18 protein-coding genes are annotated in these 20,037 nt (G+C 68.7%); 11 read left to right on the plus strand and 7 right to left on the minus strand.

Annotation, left to right across the window (positions count from 1 at the left end):
• Positions 1 to 507 carry a hypothetical protein gene (locus tag ACSMXO_RS18265; RefSeq protein ID WP_455418677.1) on the minus strand — a complete coding sequence of 169 codons (507 nt, stop codon included), beginning with the start codon at positions 505 to 507 and terminating at the stop codon, positions 1 to 3.
• Complete coding sequence (locus ACSMXO_RS18270) at positions 497 to 1,060, minus strand: RNA polymerase sigma factor (RefSeq protein ID WP_346261541.1); 564 nt, start codon at positions 1,058 to 1,060, stop codon at positions 497 to 499. The genes ACSMXO_RS18265 and ACSMXO_RS18270 overlap by 11 nt, the downstream gene beginning before the upstream one ends.
• A 150-nt stretch (positions 1,061 to 1,210) precedes the next feature.
• Here ACSMXO_RS18270 and ACSMXO_RS18275 point away from each other — a divergent pair, with 150 nt between their 5' ends.
• Positions 1,211 to 1,903: a helix-turn-helix transcriptional regulator gene (locus ACSMXO_RS18275; protein ID WP_346261540.1), complete on the plus strand. Its 693-nt coding sequence runs from the start codon at positions 1,211 to 1,213 to the stop codon at positions 1,901 to 1,903.
• Between the two features lie 19 nt (positions 1,904 to 1,922).
• On the plus strand, positions 1,923 to 2,396 hold the full coding sequence (locus ACSMXO_RS18280; protein ID WP_455418678.1) for a hypothetical protein: 474 nt from the start codon (positions 1,923 to 1,925) through the stop codon (positions 2,394 to 2,396).
• A gap of 266 nt (positions 2,397 to 2,662) precedes the next feature.
• On the opposite strand, the gene ACSMXO_RS18285 is transcribed toward ACSMXO_RS18280, so the two are convergent.
• Complete coding sequence (locus ACSMXO_RS18285) at positions 2,663 to 3,865, minus strand: JmjC domain-containing protein (protein ID WP_455418679.1); 1,203 nt, start codon at positions 3,863 to 3,865, stop codon at positions 2,663 to 2,665.
• A gap of 124 nt (positions 3,866 to 3,989) precedes the next feature.
• Here ACSMXO_RS18285 and ACSMXO_RS18290 point away from each other — a divergent pair, with 124 nt between their 5' ends.
• The 8 genes from ACSMXO_RS18290 to ACSMXO_RS18325 all read left to right on the plus strand — a co-directional run bounded on the left by ACSMXO_RS18290 (position 3,990) and on the right by ACSMXO_RS18325 (position 14,969).
• The gene (locus tag ACSMXO_RS18290) at positions 3,990 to 4,301 is read left to right on the plus strand and encodes a thiomuracin/GE37468 family thiazolyl RiPP peptide (RefSeq protein ID WP_455418680.1); all 312 of its coding nucleotides are present in this window, start codon (positions 3,990 to 3,992) and stop codon (positions 4,299 to 4,301) included.
• A 14-nt stretch (positions 4,302 to 4,315) separates the two neighbouring features.
• Positions 4,316 to 7,066 carry a lantibiotic dehydratase gene (locus ACSMXO_RS18295; RefSeq protein WP_455418681.1) on the plus strand — a complete coding sequence of 917 codons (2,751 nt, stop codon included), beginning with the start codon at positions 4,316 to 4,318 and terminating at the stop codon, positions 7,064 to 7,066.
• Position 7,067: 1 nt separating this feature from the next.
• On the plus strand, positions 7,068 to 8,045 hold the full coding sequence (locus ACSMXO_RS18300) for a lantibiotic dehydratase C-terminal domain-containing protein (protein ID WP_455418682.1): 978 nt from the start codon (positions 7,068 to 7,070) through the stop codon (positions 8,043 to 8,045).
• Positions 8,046 to 8,048: 3 nt separating this feature from the next.
• The gene (locus tag ACSMXO_RS18305) at positions 8,049 to 9,143 is read left to right on the plus strand and encodes a thiopeptide maturation pyridine synthase (RefSeq protein ID WP_455418683.1); all 1,095 of its coding nucleotides are present in this window, start codon (positions 8,049 to 8,051) and stop codon (positions 9,141 to 9,143) included.
• On the plus strand, positions 9,140 to 10,528 hold the full coding sequence (locus ACSMXO_RS18310; RefSeq protein WP_455418684.1) for a SagB family peptide dehydrogenase: 1,389 nt from the start codon (positions 9,140 to 9,142) through the stop codon (positions 10,526 to 10,528). The genes ACSMXO_RS18305 and ACSMXO_RS18310 overlap by 4 nt, the downstream gene beginning before the upstream one ends.
• Positions 10,529 to 10,545: 17 nt before the next feature.
• On the plus strand, positions 10,546 to 12,612 hold the full coding sequence (locus ACSMXO_RS18315; RefSeq protein ID WP_455418685.1) for a YcaO-like family protein: 2,067 nt from the start codon (positions 10,546 to 10,548) through the stop codon (positions 12,610 to 12,612).
• A gap of 157 nt (positions 12,613 to 12,769) precedes the next feature.
• On the plus strand, positions 12,770 to 14,605 hold the full coding sequence (locus ACSMXO_RS18320) for a TOMM precursor leader peptide-binding protein (protein WP_455418686.1): 1,836 nt from the start codon (positions 12,770 to 12,772) through the stop codon (positions 14,603 to 14,605).
• Positions 14,606 to 14,636: 31 nt separating this feature from the next.
• Positions 14,637 to 14,969 carry a hypothetical protein gene (locus tag ACSMXO_RS18325; RefSeq protein ID WP_455418687.1) on the plus strand — a complete coding sequence of 111 codons (333 nt, stop codon included), beginning with the start codon at positions 14,637 to 14,639 and terminating at the stop codon, positions 14,967 to 14,969.
• 229 nt (positions 14,970 to 15,198) lie between these two features.
• Here the strand turns inward: ACSMXO_RS18325 and ACSMXO_RS18330 are convergent, their stop codons facing one another.
• The 3 genes from ACSMXO_RS18330 to ACSMXO_RS18340 form a co-directional block, all read right to left on the minus strand.
• Positions 15,199 to 15,852, minus strand: a complete 654-nt coding sequence (locus ACSMXO_RS18330; RefSeq protein ID WP_455418688.1) for a LuxR C-terminal-related transcriptional regulator — start codon at positions 15,850 to 15,852, stop codon at positions 15,199 to 15,201.
• A 161-nt stretch (positions 15,853 to 16,013) separates the two neighbouring features.
• Positions 16,014 to 16,673 (minus strand): TfuA-like protein, encoded by a 660-nt coding sequence (locus ACSMXO_RS18335; protein WP_346261527.1) that lies wholly within the window; start codon positions 16,671 to 16,673, stop codon positions 16,014 to 16,016.
• The gene (locus tag ACSMXO_RS18340) at positions 16,670 to 18,016 is read right to left on the minus strand and encodes a YcaO-like family protein (RefSeq protein ID WP_455418689.1); all 1,347 of its coding nucleotides are present in this window, start codon (positions 18,014 to 18,016) and stop codon (positions 16,670 to 16,672) included. The genes ACSMXO_RS18335 and ACSMXO_RS18340 overlap by 4 nt, the downstream gene beginning before the upstream one ends.
• Positions 18,017 to 18,661: 645 nt before the next feature.
• Here ACSMXO_RS18340 and ACSMXO_RS18345 point away from each other — a divergent pair.
• Positions 18,662 to 19,303 carry a GNAT family N-acetyltransferase gene (locus ACSMXO_RS18345; protein WP_455418690.1) on the plus strand — a complete coding sequence of 214 codons (642 nt, stop codon included), beginning with the start codon at positions 18,662 to 18,664 and terminating at the stop codon, positions 19,301 to 19,303.
• A gap of 19 nt (positions 19,304 to 19,322) precedes the next feature.
• Here the strand turns inward: ACSMXO_RS18345 and ACSMXO_RS18350 are convergent, their stop codons facing one another.
• Positions 19,323 to 19,775 carry a transposase domain-containing protein gene (locus ACSMXO_RS18350; RefSeq protein ID WP_455418691.1) on the minus strand — a complete coding sequence of 151 codons (453 nt, stop codon included), beginning with the start codon at positions 19,773 to 19,775 and terminating at the stop codon, positions 19,323 to 19,325.
• Positions 19,776 to 20,037: the final 262 nt, after the last annotated feature.

Genomic DNA, 20,037 nt, shown 5'->3' on the forward strand with positions numbered 1-20,037 from the left:
TTACGGCGCGATCCAGCCGGTCGAGATACCGCCGGCCGGCCGGCCCGGCAGTCGCACCCGCAGCGGCCCGTCCGGCAGATCGGCCACCGTGAACCAGCCGGCTTCGTCGAGCGGGGCGGCGTGCGGGCCATCGCTCGCGTCGACGACGGCCTCGCTCGCGTCGACGACGGCCTCGCTCGCGTCGACGACGGCCTCGCTCGCGTCGACGACGGCCTCGCTCGCGGTGCTGGCGACCAGGCCGCGCACCGCCAGGCGGCCGGCGGTGCGTTGGATCTGGAGGTCGATCGTCGTGTCGGCGTGGGCGAAGGACAGGAGCCGGGGCTGGTCGTCGCCGCGGACCACCTGCACGGCGGTGTCGAGCGCGGAGTCGGCCAGCAGGGCGGCAAGCTGGTCGTCGAGCCTGCGGGTCGACAGCGCGTGCCGCGCGCTCGCCACGACGAGTTCGGGCGGCGGGTCGGCGGCCGCGGCGACCCGGGTCAGCTCGGCCAGCAGCTCGTCATCCGTCACGGCGGTCTCCTATGGCCAGTTGCGTTTCGGCCAGCGCGCGGCGCAACGCGGCCAGGCAGCGTTGCCGGGCCGGGCCGATGCTGCCGATCGGCATGTCGAGGGCGGCCGACACGTCGGCGTAGGCCGGCGGCGGCACCGCCATCAGCACGCGCAGCAACTGCTGGCATCGGCCCGACAGCGTGTGCAGGGCCCGCCAGAGGCCGGCGTCGCGCTCCACCCGCAGCATCCGGGCGTCGACGGGCGGGCCCGGGTCGGGCACGGAGGCGAGCCAGTCGTCGACCGCCGCCGGCCGCTCCCGCCGGCGCCGCAGTAACTGCAGACACTCGCGGCGGACGGTCGTGGCCAGCCACGCCCCGAGCCGGTCCGGGTCGACGACGTCGTCGAGGTGTTCGACCAGGCGCAGCCAGGTGAGCTGCACGACGTCGGCCGCGTCGGCCGCGTCGAGCCGGAAGCCGCGCGCCACGGACCACAGCAGACCGGTGTACCGGTCCACGATGGCATCCCAGGCCCGCTGGTCACCGCTACGAGCCGCCGCTAGGACCTCGGCCTCCATCGCTCACCTCCACGGCTTGCTTACCAGATACCTGCGACGGCGCCCCTGATCCGTCCGGTCCGTCTCGGCGATTGGAAAAAGACCGCCGCTCGACGGATCAGGCGCGCACCGGGCCGCATCTACTTGGCGTACCGACGTGGGAGGAAGAGCATGCGTACGGACCTGCACCAGGCGGCCCGCCCGGCCGCGACCCGCATCATCCTGGCCGGCACCGGTCTGGCCGGCGAGGCACTCGCCGCGGCGCTGCGCGGATCCGGCTGCACCGTCCGTCTCGTGACGCCGACCCTGGCCGCTCTCGATGCCGTCATGCGCCGGGTGGCGGCCGACGTCGTGGTCGTCGACCGGCGCGGCGCGGCGGCGGAACACATGACCGACACGCTCGTCGGGCTGCGCCGCACGCACCGGCTGGTCGTGCTGGCCGACCGCACCGACGAGCACCTGCTTGCGGCCCTGCTCGCGACCGGCGCCGACGGCCTTGGCTACCTCGTCGAGGAGGACGTCATCGGGCTGCCGGCGTTCGTCGCCGCGGTCCGCGCCGTCGCGGCCGGTCGCAGCGCGGTGGCGTCGAGTCTGCGGGCCCGGTGCGCCAACGCCGGACCACCGCCGGCGTGGCGCGATCCGGTCACCGCGCTGAGCGACCGCGAGCGCGAGGTGCTCGAGCTGATGGCCGCCGGCCGGTCCAACCAAGGCATCGGCGAGCGGCTGTTCCTCACCCCGAAGACCGTCGAGTCGCATATCCGCAGCATATTCGCGCGGCTTGATCTCGAACCGGCACCCGGCGACCACCGGCGGGTCCTCGCCGTGCTCACGTACCTCCACCGCGCGGCCACCGCCGCGGGCTGACTCCCAAGGAGTGGCTGACATGTCTGACGAATGGTTCTCGCGGCTCGGGTCGTCCGACGCCGCCGGTGCCAACGCGGCCGGCGACCTGTGGATCGCGCCGTCGCTCCTCGCGCTGGTCGAGCCCGACGTGGCCTGGCTGGGGCTGCGGGAGCTGCATCACGCGGCGATCGGCACCGAGGGGTTCCGTTACGTGACCGACGCCGGCACGCTCTGGCCGGACGACGCGTTCACCGCGTACAGCAACGGGCTGTCGGCGGTGCTGGGCCAGATCGGCGTGACCTCTCCGGCCGTCGGCAACCACCTGCTCGGCTCGATCTGTGACACCGTCGACCTGTACGGCGGCTTCGACGGGCTCGAGTCGGCCGCCGCCGCGGCGTTCCAGTCCGCATCGCGGCTGGGCGGCGTGACGGCGGAAATGGACCAGTTCCAGTGGCTGGCGTGCGAACAGGACCCCACACGCCCCACGGCCGGCTCGGAGCCATCGTTGCGGTAGCCATACGGGGTCGACGAGTCGAACGAGACCGGGGCCGCCGGCGGCGAGGCGGCGCGTCTCGAAGCCCAGCGTCAGCGCCAGCTCTCGATTCGTTCGAGGTCGTCCACGCCTCCGCCGAACGCAACAGAGCCCTCCTGGCCAGGCTGGCCGGCGCCGGCCCAACCTGCCAAACCCCGCGCACGTGGGCCGGCGGACTCCGACGACAATCCCCTCTCGCGGGAAGGGAAGCCGGCGATCACGCCATGTTGCCAGCCGAGCGTCTGCGGTCAGGCGGGGACGACGACTCCTTCGTCGATCAGCTCGCGTACGAGCCGGCGGGCCCGGTCAAGACCGATCGAGGCGCGGAGTTCCTCGACCGCGACCACGGTGCCGGGGTGGTCGATCATCTGCATGATCGTCTCGGTGACCGGATCGGGAAGGTGAAGGTCGTGGTCGCCGAGATGCAGGACGGTGCCGTCCACGCCCTTGGTGCTCGCCAGGACCGTGCCCGGTACGTACGTCACCACCTCGACGTCGTGGCTGAGCGCGCCCACGGCAGAGCTGACGGCGGGGCGGCGCGGCCCTGACAGAGTGCGCAGCGCACTGGCGCGCAGCGACTGCGCGAGGCGCTCGACGTCGAGGTCGGCCAGCCATCGCGTGAAGCGCTCGGTGACCTCGCCCGCGGCGCTGTCGATGCCGTGGGCGATGAGCCCGGGCGGGAGCGAGGTGCGGAACTCGGGATCCTCGGCCGCGAGGTCCAGGAGCCGTTCGAGCAGCCAATGCCGGGTGAGCTGGAGTACGCCCACACTGATGTGCAAGGAGGCGCCTTCTTCGGCGTACCCGTTGTGAATCCAGCCCCGGGGCACCCAGAGCACGTCGCCGGGTGCGAGGCGGACCCGCAGGAACGGGTCCCCCTGTTCAAACCGGGTCCGCTCGGCGGGTGGAACCCGGACGCGCCCCCAGCGGTGCCGGGGTAGCGGGTCCGGCAGAAATGGCTGGTGCAGTTCCCAGGTCTTGTGCCCCACGGTCTGCACGATGAACACCGCCTCGGTGTCCCAGTGGTGCGCGAAACCCTGACTGCTCGGCGGGGTGAGAAAGGCGTGCGCATACAGCGGGTGACCGAGTTCGGCCGACAGCAGCCGACAGAACCGACTGAGCGGTTGCCAGCTGCGGTGCAGACCCATGAGTAGGAGAGTGTGCCCGGCGCGTAGGTGCGCGCCGACCCGGCGGGCGTCGACAGCTCCGGCAGCGTCCGGAAACGCCGCTAGGTCGGCGCTGACGAGGCTGCCCGGCTTCGCCATCACGTTGTTCTTGGTCATCGTCACCGACGACGCGGGGAGGCCCTGGTCGCTTATCAGCCGGTCGACGTCCTCGACGTCGAGGAGCGCGGCCAGCGCGACCGGGTCGCCATGATGGACCTCGGGCGTCTGGGGCCATTGTTCGATGAAATTCTCCGGCCGGGCCGTAAGGCACTCCAGCGCGCTGTTCATGCCACCTCCGCAAGAATGACTCGTGTCTTGCCCGCTCGCCATCATGTGATGATCTCGCTGGTCGCGCAAGGGCGGGGACCGGTGTAGCAGGACTACGCCTTTGGGTGCACGCCGTCGTAACAGAATGGCTGATACCTTCGTCGAATACCGCTGGCGAAATTTCTGCGCCTTCCCATTGTTGATTTCCTTGGCTTACCGTGCTCAACGGAAGATCTTCCGGTCATGCGAATTTCAAGCAAAGGAGAAAGGTGTGAATACTTCGGACGATCTCGACTTCGACCTGCAGGACCTGCCGATGGACGTGTTCGACCTGGCCGAAAGCGGACTCACGATCGAGTCGCTGACGGCGGGTCACGGCATGCCCGAGCACGGCGCGTCGCTGCCCTTCTGCTCGTGCAGCGCGAGCTGCAGCTGCTGCCCGAGCAGCAGTAGCTGACCTTGTTTACGGCTGTGCCGCCGGTCGGCGACCGGCGGCACAGCCCTTGGCCGGGAGGGGCTATGGGCGCAAGCGTTGGCACGATGACGGACGAGGGCGTGGTCCTCTCGAGTGGCGCACGTGTGGACTCGCCTCCGATCCTGCGCCTTGCGGGGTTGCCTGCGGCGACTCTGGGCCGGCTGCGCCTGGTGGAGTCGTTCCGGCGCGCCGAGGAACAGGCGCGGTTGCGGCGGTGGCTGGTCCTGGAGGGACACGCGCTGTCGGACGCCCTGTTCACCGAGATCGGGGCGCTCGAACACACCGCCCTGAAGCCGAGGCTGGTCGGTTTGCGCAGGGCGGTCTACCGATCGAGGCGGCCACGCGACGAGGAGTGGAACGAGGCGATCGCGGGGCTGCTCGCCTCCGACGTCGCCGAGCGGATCTCCGCCTGGCTGTCGAAACTGGACACCCTGGATCGGAGCGTCGCCGAATTGCCGACGATCCTCGCCGCCGAGATCAGTGACCGGGAGCGGGTTCTGCGCGATGTGGCCGGGAATCCCGGTTTCCGTCGAGCGCTGTCACAGGCCAGCCCCGCGCTGCATGTGGAACTTGCCAAATGGCTGGCGGATCCGGCGCACCGGCCGAGGGCTCAGAGCATGGCCCGGCTCGCGAAGTACGTGGGCCGGGCGGCGGCAAAGACCAGTCCGTACAGCACCTTCACCGTCACTGGCCTGGGTGTCTGGGTGGATGGCTCGGCACCGGAGGTGTTCGCCGCCAAGCCACCGATCAGCGGGGTCCTAGAACTGGACGGCTTCCTGCTGCAGAGCATGATTCGGGCCCTACGCGACACTCCCGTGCTGAGAGCATCGCTGCGGGTGCGGGCGAACCCGAGTGTGACCAGGTCGCAAGGAAAGATCACCTTCTCCGGGCTGCCGCCCCGCGAGCCGATCGTGACCATGGCGGAGACCCCCGCGATCCGCGCCTGCCTGCGCACCCTGGAGGAGGATCCGCCGTGCACGCTGAGCGGGCTACAGGAACGGCTCGCCTCCGGCGCCAGGGCGCGCGACGGCGTTCGGCCGTTCCTGGACGCGCTGGTGCGGGCAGGCCTGCTGATTCTTGAGCCGCCGGTCACGGATCAGGCCCTCGATCCGCTGTCGGACCTGATCGCCTGGGTCACCGCACACGGTGGCGAGGAGCTTGTTGACGTCGCGGTACTGCTCGACCGGCTGCGCACGGAGGCCACCATGCCGGTGCCGGTGGAGGACGTCGACGCGCACTGCGCCCGCCAGGACCGCCTGCGTGACGCGATCGCCGGCATCGTCACGCGCCTCGGGCTTCCCTTCCAGCCGGTGGCCGAAATGAGCAAGGCCGTCTTCCACGAGAACGCGGTGTTCCGTGAGTCGCCGGTCGAATGCTCGACCGGGCGCTGGCGTCCGGCACTGGAGGACCTCGACGCCGTACGGCGGTGGCTGGCGATCTTCGACCCGGCGCTACCGCTGCGGCTCGCACTGGGCGACTACTTCCGGGAACGCTTCGGCTCGGACGCCCAGGTCTCGATCCTGGAACTGTGCCGAGCGGTCCACGAGGAGATCGCGCGCGAGGATCGGGCCGGCGGATCCCCCTCCGGGCAGGAGGTGGCGCGGTTCCTGCGCGCGTCGCCGCTGGCCAACAGCACCGCCCTGGTCGCCAGTCCGCTGAGCAGGTTGCGGGAACTCGGCCGGATACAGGAGGCCGCCCGGCGCGGCGTGCTTGGTCCCCCGGAGCCTGACGGCGTCATCCGCACCGCGGTCGCGGAGCTGCGGGCCATGGCGGCCGGCTGGCCGGAGTGGGTCACTCCTCCGGGGTCGCTGGGCTGCTACGTGCAGGTGATCGAGAGAGGACCACAGCTTGCGCTCGCGCTGAACGTGGCGCACTCGGGGTACGGGCGGGGGCGCAGCCGTACGACGCGGTTCACCACGCTGGCCGGAGGGACGGTCCCGCCCGGCCGGGCCTGGCACGCCGAGCCCGGCGAGAAGATCTTCGCGGAGTTGAGCGGGACCTTCTCGTCGGCGTTGAACGTCCGTACCTCCAGCACCGATCACGAGATCGACTATCCGTTCACCGTCACCGGTCGGCCCGCCTCCGAGCGGCTGCCGCTCGGGGATCTGACGGTGGTCCAGGATCCGAGGACCGGTCTGGCGAACATCGTCTCGACCCGGCTGCGAAAGCAGGTCGTGCCGCTGCATCTGGGAATGATGGCCGACGTCCTGCTGCCGCCCATCGCCCAATTCCTGAGCTGGTCCTTCGGAGTGACCTACTACCTGCACCCCAGTTTCTCGCCGCTGGCGACCGATGCCGATCTGGCACCCCCCGATTCCCTCACCACCCAACCCCGGGTGGAGACCGGCCGGGTCGTACTGCGTCGGGCGCGGTGGCGGGTGCCCACCGCACAGGTGCCCGCTCGCCAGAAGGCAGAGACCGATGCCGACTATCTGGTGCGTCTGGTCGGTTGGCTTCACGCGCATGGAATCCCGGACCGCTGCTATGTCCGCATGTGGAACGACGGGCTCTGGGGCAACGATCCGGCAGACGACAAGTGGGGCAAGTGGGTGATGGATAAGTCTCGCAAACCCGTCTATATCGACTTCGCAAACTGGCATTTGCTCGCGGTTTTCGAACGGATGCTGCGGGCACCGGGACCGGTCATGGTGTTCGAGGAGGCGCTGCCCGCGCCGGGCGACGCCACGGGACTCGCCGATGAGCCGGCCGCCGCCGAGTACCTCATCGAGATTTCGGACCGAGGGTGAGATGGAAGAGACCAACTGGGTCAGCGCCCACGCCTTCTACCAGGGAGACCAAGACCACCTGCTGGTCAACGCGGTCGATCCGCTGGTGACGGAGCTGATGTCCGGCGGCCGGGCACGTGGATGGTTTTACCTGCGGTACTGGGATGGCGGCCCGCATGTCCGGTTGCGCGTGCTACCGGCCGCCGGCGCCGACTCCGACGAGATCAGGGAAACTGTCGACAGGCGATTGGCAGCCTACTTCCGGGACAATCCCTCCACGCCGGTGATGACCGAGAACGCCTACGCGGAGAGCGCGGCCATGCTGGCGGAATGGGAGCAGACCGAGCCGCTCTTCAGGTCACTGCAACCCAACGACTCGGTCGTCCACGTCCCCTATCGCCGGGAGCACAATCGCTACGGCTACGGCGCCGCGATCGAGGCGGTGGAACGGCATTTCGTCCAGTCCAGCACTGTGGCGATGAGGCTGCTGAGGCAGGGGGCCTCGCCACGGGAGCGGTCGACCGCCGCGTACGCCATGATCCTCATCGCCTGGCTGAGCTGTGAACCGGATCCCGTACGACTACGGAACCGGATCGACTTCGGACGCGGGTACCAGGGCCGGGTGGCGCCCTTTGATCTGCCGCAGCCCTCGGCACAGCAGCTCGGCACGGCGGTGTCCGTGGCCCGGAAGATGCGGGCGCTGGTGGCGGCCAGCGCGCGGCACACCGACGCGGGAACACTGGCCAGCTGGGCCCGGTCGGTCGCGGTGCTGCGTGACGCGCTTGAGGACCAGCTGACCATGGGCACGCTGGACCCCCCGGATTCGGGCTGGGAGGGACCCGGGGGCATCGTCACCGCCGGACCGGACACCTCGGTCCTGACCATCATCGACATCTGCGCGCACCTGGTCTGCAACCGGCTCGCCGTCTCCCTCCCGGCGGAGATCTCACTGCGCCAGCTCGCCGGGGCGGCGATGTCGGCGCTCGCCGAGGGGAACTGAACCATGCGATGGCACTGTTTTCAGATTTACTACCACGCCGAGGAGAAGGATCGGCTCATCCTGGACGCGATCCGTCCGGTGGCGCGGCGGCTCGGCGGCCAGGTCGAGTCCGTCTACTACCTGCGGCACTGGATCCGCGGTCCGCACGTGCGGCTCTACGTCCGCTGCGAGCAGGACGTACTGGAAACGCTCGTCCGTCCGGCGGTCGAGGAGCTGGTCGGTCGCTTCCTGGCCGAGTCGCCCTCCACCGTCCGACTGGATCCGCAGGAACACCTGCCGATGCACCGGCGCCTGGCCGAGCTGGAGTCGGAGAGCGGGGACCTGCTCCCGTGGTATCCGGACAACTCAATCCAGTTCACCACCGAAGCGGACCCCCCGCCGTCCGAGGCGACATCCGCCGGTCTACTGGCGGATTTCTACTCGGACACCACCGAGCTCGCCTTCCGGATGACCGAGGACATCGCCTCCGGCGCACAGCGGCTGGGGATCGCGTTCAATCTCATGATCGCCACGGCGCACTCCCTGTCGGGGGTCGGGCTCGCCCGCGGAAGCATCTCCTTCCGCTCGCACGCCGAGGCGTTCCTGCACGGATTCCCGGAGGGCGAGGGCCTGCGCGGCGCCTGGGACGAGCACTACCGCCGCAGCGCCTCGGCCCTGGGCGGACGCCTTCGGGCCCTGGTCTCCGAGCTGGACGGCGCGACGTCGGCCGTACCGTACGTCCGTGACTGGCTCGACGCCCTCCATCCGTACCGGGATCGGGCCAGTCGGCTGGTCGGCTCCGGGCTGCTGACGGAGAAGGCCCCGCCGCCCGGCGCCAACATCGTCGACCTGACGCAGGTCAGTCCGTTCCATCGGGAACTGTTCGCCAGCAGCGCCTGGCAGGAGCAGACCGAGGCCACCGAGTGGTTCCTGAGCTACAAACTGGTGCTCAACTACACCTACCTGCACCTGACCCGGCTGGGCGTCAGCCCGGTCGAACGGTTCCTGCTGTGCCACCTGGCCGCTTGTGCGGTGGAGCAGGCGCACGGAATGTCGGCGGTGGAGCTGATCAGGACTCTCGCCGACCCGTCGATGGCTGGCGCGGAGGCGGCGCGATGATCGAGTCGTTGGAAACCGCAGCGATCACCGAACGCCTCTCGCTGGTTTCCGGCGTCTACAGCGTGATCAGCGAGGATGGCCGGCTGCAACTGCTGGCCGGCTCTCGGGCCGAGACGTTCGGCGCCGCAGAGACGTGGAAGCGCGACCTTCTCCAACAGCTCGCCACGGTACCGTGTCCGGCCCGGGAACTGGCGGTGCAGGGAGATGCCGCCGGCTTCCTGGCGGCGCTGCGCGCGGGAGGATGGCTGCAAATCGAGGTCGGCCGGGAGGCAGGACGGTCGTACAGCATCGAGCCGACCAGGCGCCCGGCCGCCGCGTCGCCGCCGATGCCCGACGCCCTCCTGCTGTCGCGGTTCGCGGTCGTGCACCGGGAACGAGACGGGCGGGACCTGGTCATCGAGTCGCCACTGGCCGGGGCCCGAGTCCACGTCCATGACCCCGCATTGTTCGCCCTGCTGACGGGGGAGACGCCCACGCTGATCGGTCCGGCAGAGGCGTCGCGGGTTCTCGCCGACAGGTTCCTGCACGACCTCTACCGGTGCGGACTGGCGGTACCCGCGGCCAGCGCCGAGGACGAGGCGTTCCACCTCCGCCAGTGGAGCGCTCATGAGCTGTGGTTTCACCAGCGCAGTCGGATCGGGCACCGGGACCGGCTGGGCAGCGGGTACGGCCGCACCCGCTGGGCCGATGGACTGTTCGAACCGTTGCCCGCCCGGCACGAGCCCTATCCAGGACCTGTCGTCACACTGCCCACCCCCGACCTGGAGCGGCTGCGGCGCCTCGATCCTCCGCTCGCCGCGGTCATGGAGGATCGCCGCTCCATCCGTGCCCATGACGATGACGCGCCGATCACGCTGGAACAGCTCGGTGAGTTCCTCTACCGGTGCGCGCGGATGCGGGTCGACTCCGGTCCCGAGGGCGAGCGGCAACTCGGTCGGCCGTATCCGTCCGGCGGGTCAGTGTACGAACTGGAGTTGTATCCCGTCGTACGCCTGGCCTCTGGGCTACCGGCCGGGGTGTACCACTACGACGATCACGACCACGCGCTCCGGCTGGTCCAGGGCCCCGGGCCTGGCATGGCCCGGCTGATCGCCGCGGCCCGCCGCGGCACGTTCGAACAGTTGATCCCGCAGGTACTGATCGTCGTGGCGGCTCGTTTCGGGCGGCTGGCATGGACCTACGAGCAGATGCCGTACTCGCTGGTTCTCAAACACGTCGGCGTGCTCTACCAGACGATGTACCTCGCCGCCACGGCCATGGGTCTGGCTGCCTGCGGGCTCGGCGGCGGCGATCGCGAGACGCTCAACGAGGTGACGGGCGTCGGCTACACGGCCGAGAGCGCCGTGGGCGAATTCCTGCTCGGCAGCCGCCCCGCCACGCGATGAACGGAAGACCGGAGACGATGGGCCTACTGTTGCGTCCCGACACCTACTACACCAGCTCGGAAGGCGGACTGTACCTGCTGACCTACGAGGGTCCGGTCATCGTGGGCGGCGAATCGGCACATCCCCTGCTGGCCCGGCTGGCGCCCTATCTGGATGGCCGCTACTCCCTGACCGACCTGACCGCGAACCTGACCGGCCAGCGGCGGGACATGGTGCGGCAGCTGATCGGCGTGCTCATCGCGAAGGGTGCGATCACCCCAGATGGCGAGGCGCCGTCCGGAAGTCCTGAGCAGGTCGACGGCTACCACAATGAAATCTCCTTCCTCAGCTACCTCACAGACTCCGCGCTCCAGACGTTCCAGGACTACCGCGCCGAGACGGTCGCGGTGGTCGGGCAGGCGGATCTGGTGCCCGCCGTGGCCGCTGCCGCACTCCGCTCGGGACTGGCACAGGTTCGCATGGTGACGCGGAAAGAGGTCGGATGGGACGTCATGCTGACCGAGGCCGAGCGTGGCCGCCGCGACCCGGGGCAGCACATCAGCCGTACCCCACTGGACGCCGAAGCGGACGCGGACGCCATTGCGGCGGCGCTGCACGGCGCGGGCCTCGTCCTGCACGTCCGCGACCGCCCGACGGTCGACCAGGTGCGGCTGCTGGAACAGGTCTGCGCGGCCTCGCACACCGACCTCCTGCAGGCGCTTCTGCTGGAGGACACCGTCTGGTTCCTGTCCTCCGGCCCACGCGCGGGAGCCGGCGCGCGATGGCCGTCCGTCGCGCGTCGGCGCCTCGCGCGCCACGCCGCCGTCGATGGAGCGGCCTGGCGGGAGCAGGCGGGCAGCGCGGCCCGCTCCGTTGCCGCCGCCCAACTGGTGTTCCGGGCGTTCCGAACGGTTACCGGAGCGGCCCGGCCGGAACCGGCGGGGATTGTGCGTCTCGACCAGACCACCCTCAGCAGTGCGGTCCACGCCGCCGTGCCGCATCCCTTCGAAGCGGAGGCCGAGGCGCCGACCGCCGCGTCGCTACTCGGGCGCATCGAGGAACGCCGCGCCGCCGCGCCCCTCGACCAGGAGACCTTCTCCCGGCGCGCCGCCCGCTGCATGGACGATCGGCTGGGGGTCTTCGGGCGACCCGTGGAAGGCGACCTCGGCCAGCTTCCCCTGCACGTGTGCCAGATTGAGGTGTCGGATCCGGTAGGGCTGTCCGGTCAGTGCCCCGACCCACTACGCGTCTTCGGCACCGGCCTGGACTTCGCTTCCGCCCGCCTCGCCGCCGGGCTCAACGCGTTCTCGGCCTACGGGTCGCTCATGCTCGACCCGCGCCGGCTGGTCGGCATCGACCACGAGCCGGTCTTCGCTCCGGACGTGGACCCGGATCTGGCCCTGCTCGACGACCGTTTGCGTGCCGGCTACCTGCAGGGCTGCACGCTCACCGACGGCCGGATTCGCCTCGTGCCGGTGTCGCGGGCCTTCCCGGCGCTGCGCCCGGCCCATCGAGCTCGACCGGTCCCGCCCGGGATTGCCTCGGCGTACAGTTGGCAGGAGGCCGTGACGGCCGGCACCCTCGCGCAGGTCAGGCGGTTGACCCTCGGCGAGATGACCGCAGCCCGGCGACCGTTTCCCCGAATCGACATGGACGCCGTTCCCCTTGATCCGGTCGGGACGCGCTACCGCGGGATCCTGGCGGCCGTGCCCGAGGAGGTCGTCGTTCAGGACATCACGGGAACGCTCTCGGTGCCGACCGTGTTCTGCCGGGTAGGCCGCGAGGCGCGGGGTTGCGCCAGCGGTCTGTCGATGGCCGAGGCGCTTCGCGACGCCCTTGCCGAGGCGGTCGTGTCCTACCAGTCGTTGCTGCACGGCCAGCCCGCCTACGCGCCACCATCGATTCCCGCGCCGTCGATTCCCGCGCCCGCGTCCTCGCACGGCGAGGCCCGCCGGAAATCCGGCTCCGATCCGCTGGACCTCGACGCCGTCGTGGCCATCCTGACGGCACATGGCCGGGAGCCCGTGGTCGTACCGCTCGACCACGATCCGGAAGTGAGCGCGGTGATGCCCAACACCGTGCACATGGTGGTGGCCCGTGGTTGAGGTCAGACTGTTCGGTACGGGCACCCTCGCCGACGCCATCGCCCGCGGCATCGGCCGGCCCGGCGACGTGATTGGAACGGCCGAATGCCGCCCCGTTGCCGGGGCTGCCGGAGGGATACCGGGCGGCACCGCGTCGGCGACCGCCGAGACCGTCATCGTGACCGCGACCGACGCCTGGGACATCGGCGACCGTGCGGCGGTACGCGCCGCGAGCACCGAACAGCGGCTGTCCTGGCTGCCGGTATACACGGAGCTGGGCCGGGTGGTGATCGGGCCCCTGGAACGCGCGGGTGAGCCTGGCTGCGTGGACTGTGCGGAACTGCGGCGCCGGCGCAACCGCCTGCATTCCCGCGCACATGAGGCCGTGATCGCCGAGAACCGCCCGATGTTGAGTACCCGGGCCTCCGCGTGGCTCACCGGCCTGGCCGCCGATGTCGTCGCCGCACTCGTCAACGACGAGATCGCGCGGCTGAACCGGGATCCGTCCGCGCCGCGGACACGATGCGCTCTGATCTGTCTCGATCTGAAGACCCTGGAGGTGACCCGCCACCCGTTCCTGCCCGATCCGACCTGCCTGGTCTGCGCGGACCTCCCGGAAGACAGCGCCGCGACGGCCGGAATCGTGCTGCAACCCCGCGGGAAGAGCGCCCCCGACCGCTACCGGACCCGGACACTGGCCGAGCACCAGGATTCGCTGGTCGCCACCTACGTGGACCCCGAGTGCGGGCTCATCAGACTGCTGGCCCGGGACAACAACGCGGGTTCGGTCGTGGCGGCGGCCTGGATGGGACTGTGGGACGGCGCGACGGAGGGCGGCTACGGACGGACCCGCAGCTACCGGTCCAGCGAGCTGGTCTCGATCTTGGAGGCGCTGGAGCGGCACGGCGGAATGCAGCCGGGGGGCAAGCGGACGACGGTGCACGGCAGTTACGCCGATCTGCGCGATCGAGCCCTCGACCCCAGGGAACTCGGCCTGTATCCACCGGACCGCTATCGCATCGAGGGATTCCGCTACCGACCGTTCGACGTCGACCAACGGTACCGCTGGGTGTGGGGACAGTCGTTTCGGCGCGATGAACCGATCCTGGTGCCCGAGGCCTACGCCTACTACCGCATCCATCGCTCCGACAACGAACCGGCGCCCTTCGTGTACGAGATCTCCAACGGCTGCGCGCTGGGCGGATGTCTGGAAGAGGCGATACTCCACGGCATTCTCGAGATCGCCGAGCGGGACGCGTTCCTGATGACGTGGTACGCCCGTATGACGGTGCCGTCGATCGACCTGCGCTCTTCTCGCCGCCGGATGGTTCCCCTGATCGCCGAGGCGATCGAGGCGGAGACCGGCTATACGGTCAAGGCTTTCGACATCACCCTTGAACAGGGCGTTCCCTGCGTCTGGGCGATGGCGGTGGACCCGTCCGACGACGACGAACGACCCAAGGTGGTCTGCGCCGCCGGCTGCCACCTTGATCCGGAAACCGCGGCCGAGAACGCGTTGAGCGAACTGGGGTCGATACTGGTCGACCTCATGCGCCGCTACCCGGGACAGCGGGACCACGCCGAACGGATGGTGCAGGACGCGTCGCTGGTGACGGAGATGGCACACCACTCGCTGCTGTACGGCACGCGTGCCGCCTTTGCGCGCTTCGACTTCCTGATGCGCTCGTCGCGTTCCGTGACCTTCTCCGAGATGAGACAGCCCGAGGGGTTCCGGAACGCCGATCTCCGCGACGACCTCCAGGAACTGATCCGTCGCTATCTCGACGAGGGCATGGACGTGATCGTCGTCGACCAGACCACGCCCGAACAACGCGTACAAGGGCTCTCCTGCGCCAAGGTGATCATCCCCGGAACTCTGCCGATGACCTTTGGCCACGCCCTGCGCCGCGTGGACGGGATACCTCGGCTCTACGAGATACCGCACCGGCTCGGATATCGCGGGCGACGCCTGGAGCCCTCGGACATCAATCCGCACCCTCACCCGTTTCCGTGAGAAGCCCCTCGTGATCAAGGAGCCTTCCAGGATGTACCTGCAGTTCGTTCTCTGGGATCTGAGCAAGTCGAACGTCTCCGTCGAGGACCTGCGCGGTTACCTCCGTGATTACGCCGTCGAGGCGTACTCCCAGTTACCGGGGATGCGGCTGAAGATGTGGTTCGCCAACCCCGACCGCCAGGTGTGGGGCGCGGTCTACCTGTGGGACGGAGCCGAATACATGGACGGCCCGGCACAGGTGAGCCGAGCCGTCGAGCTGATCGGGTACCCGCCAACCTCGGTGAGCGTCTTCGAGTTGGAGGCCGCTGCGGAGGGCAACAGCGCCTACGACGGTCTCATGACCCTCGGCCGGGCCTTCGGCTGAGCCCGTCAACCCGGGTAGTCGTTCACGTCCTACCCGTGTGGTCATGGTGGCGGGCAGCAAGGCGAGACCGAGGGCAACGATACCGGCGCGGAAACGCGCCGCTCGCCAGGACCATCACGATCATGGTGGAAACGATTCACTGAGCCTTTTTCAACCTGGACCGCGCGGCGCTTACGCACCGCGTCCGACCGTGCGGTCCGTCGGACCGCACGGGGAGGTTGAAAAAGGTTCACTCTGGAGGTCCAGCGCGCCGGTTGCCGCCTGTCCCCAGCTCGAGCAGGCCGCGACCGAACGCCTTCCGGATAGCCTGGACGCGTGACGTGACGTCGAGCTTGGCGTAGACATTCGTCAAGTGTCGCTTGACCGTCGTCTCGGTGATGAACAGCTGCTCGGAGATGCGCCGATTGCTCATGCCCGCGGCCACCAGCCGCATGATCTCAATTTCCCGGTTCGTCAACGGACCAGGGGCCGCTGTGGCCGGCCGCAGCTTGCGTAGCTCGCCGACGGGGGCCGAGAGGATGAAGCGATCCTCCTTCCGGTGCACAGCGTGAATGACGCAGACCAGTTCGTCCAGTTGCACGCCCTTGGCGAGACAGGCATGCACGCCCGAGGTGAGCACCTTCCACAGGAAGAGATGATCGGTGGAATCGGTCAGGACGACGATCTTCGAGCCGGGCCGCTCGTCAAGGATGGACGAGACCAACGTGTCGGGGAAGTCGTTACTGGCGTCGGTGATCAGAATCGTGGTGTGCGACGCCTCCCCGGCGAGAAGCGGGGGCGCGGTGACGGACGGGCGGCGGTCGTACACAAAAAAATTTGGCACCTTTCTGAGCAACTCGGTGAGGCCGTGCTGAAGCAGCGGCGTTTCGGTCACGATCTCCATCGTCATCTGCTGTGGGCAACGCAGGAAAACATCTCGCGAGTCCGCGCCCGAATTCTCCAAAGTCAACATTGTGCTCCCCGTATAATGTGCCGACCGAGGACTTGGTCTGGCGGCCCGCGACGGGCGATGGCCCGCATGACCGCCGCAGAGCCCTTCGACGGCTAGTGGAGGTCCATTCGGCGAAGCATGGCCATGGCGTCGTCGCGCTTGGCGTCCGGGGCATCCGTGTCGAGGAACTCCCGTAACGCCACCAACTCCGTGTCGCTGAGCTCCTCCCGCACGACCGGTAGCCGCAGAATCCCGGCATAGGTGCGGTCTGGGAAGTAGAGCGCCTTGGCCGCCGTCAGCAGGGTCGCGGCGCTATCCGAGGAGATCACTCCGCCGTCCACCGCCGCGGCGATCGCTACCCGAATGTTGACCATCGGCTCGCACAGGGCGCGCAGCGAATCCGGGTCGAAGGTGATCGCCACCTCGTCGTCGGCGTCGATCGTGCCTGACCGGTACAGCTCGAAGACCTGTCCGACCCCCACCATGCCCTCCGTGGCCAGTTCGGCAGCGCGCAGAGCCCCCATGCTTGAGGAACCGAACACCTGCACCGGCTCAGGATGCCGGTCAATGGCCCGTAGTACCTCCTTAGGGGAGATCATCAGCCCCTGCAGGAACTGGCCGTCCACGATGCCGATGTGGGTTGGCGGTTCCGGCTCGGCGAGCAGGATGTCGATGTCCCCACGCTTGACCGGAGGGCGCACTTCCACCGGCGCGAGTTCGGCGATCGTGGCCGCGTCGATGCTGGGCCCGGCGAAGACGACGGCGCGGGTCATCGTCCGGCTCCGGCAGCCTGGGTCGCCCGTTCACGCGGCTTCGCCACCAGCTTCAGCGCCTCGTTCCAGCGTGCGTTCGCCCGCTGACCGAGCCTGCTCTGATCGATCGCCCAGGACTCGAGCCCTGGAACGATCACCCGGACCACGTGCACCGGGAAGCCCGGCGGCGTGCGGTCGACCACGATCACCCTCTCCAGTCCCTCGTCCCGCAGCCGTCCGAGCATCAGCCGGATGTCGGCCATGACGTCGTCGTTCGGGAAGCTACGCACATCGCCGAAGCGCACCGGTGAATCGGACTCCCGCCATGGCCACACCGAGGGGTCCACCTTCCCACCGCGGGATACGTGGTGGCTCCAGTTGTCGACCTCGGCCGTGGGCAGACTGATGTCCTCGCGCATCCCCTGGATGTCCACGGCCCGGCTCTGGGCGAGTTCGGTCAGCGCTCGGATGACCGCGACTTCGGCGTCGGGATGCGTCCCGTACCCGGAGTGACTGGGAGAAAAGGTCTCGGCCAAAGACTCGCTGACCACGGCGGCAAAGGTCGGAATTCCTACCGAGGAGGTGATGTCTCTGATGATCAGCGATATTCCCGCCCCCTGGATCCGCTCGGCGAACCAGCGTGCCGACTCGGGAAGAGTTGTCAGATCCACACTTGGGGTGCTGTCCTCCAGCGAGGTCACCGCGCCCGAAGGTGTGGACGCGCCGAGCTTGTTCCGCATCATGTGGGTGAGGCGGTTGCTGACCAGATCCGCCAACGTCAGGGCATCGCGTTCGATGACCTCGCAGAGAGCGTGGCAGATGGCCTCCTCGAGCGAGTTGCCCGATGCCAGCCCGTTACTGGTATTGATGGCGAAGCACTGGACCTCGTGGAAGCGGATGTAATAGCCGGCCAGGCAGAGCGGCACGTAGACCGGCTCATCGCGTAGCAGGTCGTAGCCTTGCGTCCACGAGATCGGCACGTCCGGACGGTAGGCGTGGCCTGGCGCGAGGTTGTGGTCCGCAGGGTTCAGCACCGGCTGCCCGGTGGCGTCCAGATCGGTGTACGAGGCGATGCGATCTGCCGTCCTGGGCTGCCAGGCCGCGAAACGCTCCACCGCCTCCATAATCGCCGATGCCTTTGCGTCGTCGTGGGTGCGTCCCTTGCCGTTATAGACCGAGAGCAGGTCATGGGATCGCGGCACGATGGCGTTGTAGACGGGAATGCCGATGCGGTCCAGCCACGTGATGTCGGCGACCCGGGATACTCCAACGGTCCGTAATAGGGGAGTGACGCGCTCAAGGGTCTGGAGCGTGGGAACCTCGCGGGTGGGCCCAATCTTGGGGACGCGCTCGCGCAGCTTCAACGGACCACCACCGTCGGTCTGACGGGTGCGGCAATAACGGTGAAGCTGAAAAGGTGGCCGGGTTCACGCATCTATCAAGCTCTCCTCTCCGTAAGGACGTGGCTGATTCAGATTGCGTCGCACGCTTCTTTAAATTTCGAATGGACGAACTCCGGCCGGAGCATATTGCAGATGTTACGGTGGAGACCATAAACGATCATGATACACAACCACATATACCGCTGATACATACGATGTCTGGCAGGCGTCACCATGACCGTGGCCAGGCCCGAGTGAACGGCGGTCGGCGATAGTCTGTCCGGCAGGACGCGAATCGCACAGATTTCGCTTGGTTGACCGCGTTTCCGGGCGACCCCGGCCGGTATCGACCCCACTCCTTCATGGATGACACAGGGCTACTCATGCCGCCGTCTGTACGTGCTCGTCAACCCAAAGGCGATCACGTTCGGTAGCTGACCACTGGGCTGAGCGGTATCCCGAACCGCCGGGGAAGATCCGCTCCCGTGCCTCGTCGAGGAACTGGCGCTCACGCTCGCAGTGGATCCCGGCAGCGGCAGATCCCGTAAGATCGCCTTCGGAAACCCCTGGTCATGGCCGTGGCAGACTGGTCGGACCAGCTGGACGGGTGTCGGGGAGTGGCTAGAGATGATCGAAATCCGTAGCTTCGCGGAAACGGACCGCGCCGCGCTGCGTGAGCTGTTCGGCCGGGCGGGCGAGGGCTCTCCGTCTTCCTTGTTGTGGGGGCACGAAGCGTCGGAGGCCACCATGTACCTGGAACCGTACATGAGCCAGGAACCAGACTCGTTGTTTGTTGCCGTGACCGGTGGCCATGTCGTCGGCTACCTGGCAGGGTGCCTAGACAGCTCGACCTTTCCCAGCGAGAAAAAACGCATGGAGAAGGCGATCGTGAAGTATCGGCTGGTATTCCGACCCAAGCCCGCGGCCTTCTTCGCTCGCGGCATGGTCGACATGGCGTCGGCCGCGATCCGGCGAAAGCCCACCGCAAGGGGCTTCGACGATGCCCGTTGGCCGGCCCATCTGCACATCAACGTGACGCCCCTGGCGCGGGGAACCGGCGCCGCCGACGGCCTGATGGAGCGATGGTTCGATCGACTCATCCAGACCGGCTCATCCGGGTGCTATCTGCAGACCTTGGCCGAGAACACGCGTGCGGTGCGGTTCTTCGAACGCGTCGGCTTCGCCAAACATGGTCCGACTCCATTGGTCCCCGGTGCCAGGCAGGGCGGCAGGCAACTCCACCAGCAGACGATGGTCTGGCAGCCGTGACTGCCGCGGTCGCAAGAAGTCACCGTAGGATCGCTGCGCTCGGCGACGGTGAGGACGGTGCCGGGCCGAGTCGTTGCCGGGCCTGCCGCCGGGCGCTGCCGGACGGGGCGGTGACGGGTAGGGCGGGCAGACCGGCGACGAGTTTCGACCCCACCTGTCGGTAGCCGAGATCGGCGAACCAGCAGCCGGCCAGCAGCAGGTACACCACGCCCCGGGCTGGCAGCAACCGGATCCGTTGCTGGGTACGCCGGGTCGCGGCCAGTATCTCGTCGACATCAACCACCCCTTGACCAGCCACGCCCACGCCTAACTCGCGTTCCTGCTCGGAGGGGCCGGCGAGCAGGGCCTCCAGGAGCGCTGCCGGTGCGGAGGGGGTCGGGACCTGGCGGGTCACTACGACGAGCCGGTCGTCGCGGACGTAGTGGAGCCGCTCGCCCACCGCACCGGTCGGCGATGCGGTGGGTGCCGTCACGGGCGGAAACCCACCTGCTGAGGGCTCGACCGGGCGGGGGACCGGGTCCGGTCGCACGCCGCACCCGGCTAGCGTCACGAGCGCGACCATGCCCTCCATCTCCGCGATCGACGTCCAAGTGAACACCGCACTTCATGCTGACGATCTTCTATGGAATGTGCGGAACCAAACTGGTGTTTCCGCCGACTATCTCCCTGGTGTGTCGTGACGGCTGGAGAGGGTGGGCTGGTGGAACGCAGACGTTTCATGGTCGGGGTCGGCG

The organism is Plantactinospora sp. DSM 117369 (assembly GCF_053764795.1).

What these genes read in the sequence shown, in the direction of transcription:
- ACSMXO_RS18270 (WP_346261541.1), bottom strand. Translation starts at nt 1,060, where the DNA reads ATGGAGGCCGAGGTCCTAGCGGCGGCTCGTAGCGGTGACCAGCGGGCC.
- ACSMXO_RS18275 (WP_346261540.1), top strand. Translation starts at nt 1,211, where the DNA reads ATGCGTACGGACCTGCACCAGGCGGCCCGCCCGGCCGCGACCCGCATC.
- ACSMXO_RS18280 (WP_455418678.1), top strand. Translation starts at nt 1,923, where the DNA reads ATGTCTGACGAATGGTTCTCGCGGCTCGGGTCGTCCGACGCCGCCGGT.
- ACSMXO_RS18285 (WP_455418679.1), bottom strand. Translation starts at nt 3,865, where the DNA reads ATGAACAGCGCGCTGGAGTGCCTTACGGCCCGGCCGGAGAATTTCATC.
- ACSMXO_RS18290 (WP_455418680.1), top strand. Translation starts at nt 3,990, where the DNA reads ATGGCTGATACCTTCGTCGAATACCGCTGGCGAAATTTCTGCGCCTTC.
- ACSMXO_RS18300 (WP_455418682.1), top strand. Translation starts at nt 7,068, where the DNA reads ATGGAAGAGACCAACTGGGTCAGCGCCCACGCCTTCTACCAGGGAGAC.
- ACSMXO_RS18305 (WP_455418683.1), top strand. Translation starts at nt 8,049, where the DNA reads ATGCGATGGCACTGTTTTCAGATTTACTACCACGCCGAGGAGAAGGAT.
- ACSMXO_RS18310 (WP_455418684.1), top strand. Translation starts at nt 9,140, where the DNA reads ATGATCGAGTCGTTGGAAACCGCAGCGATCACCGAACGCCTCTCGCTG.
- ACSMXO_RS18315 (WP_455418685.1), top strand. Translation starts at nt 10,546, where the DNA reads ATGGGCCTACTGTTGCGTCCCGACACCTACTACACCAGCTCGGAAGGC.
- ACSMXO_RS18325 (WP_455418687.1), top strand. Translation starts at nt 14,637, where the DNA reads ATGTACCTGCAGTTCGTTCTCTGGGATCTGAGCAAGTCGAACGTCTCC.
- ACSMXO_RS18330 (WP_455418688.1), bottom strand. Translation starts at nt 15,852, where the DNA reads ATGGAGATCGTGACCGAAACGCCGCTGCTTCAGCACGGCCTCACCGAG.
- ACSMXO_RS18335 (WP_346261527.1), bottom strand. Translation starts at nt 16,673, where the DNA reads ATGACCCGCGCCGTCGTCTTCGCCGGGCCCAGCATCGACGCGGCCACG.
- ACSMXO_RS18345 (WP_455418690.1), top strand. Translation starts at nt 18,662, where the DNA reads ATGATCGAAATCCGTAGCTTCGCGGAAACGGACCGCGCCGCGCTGCGT.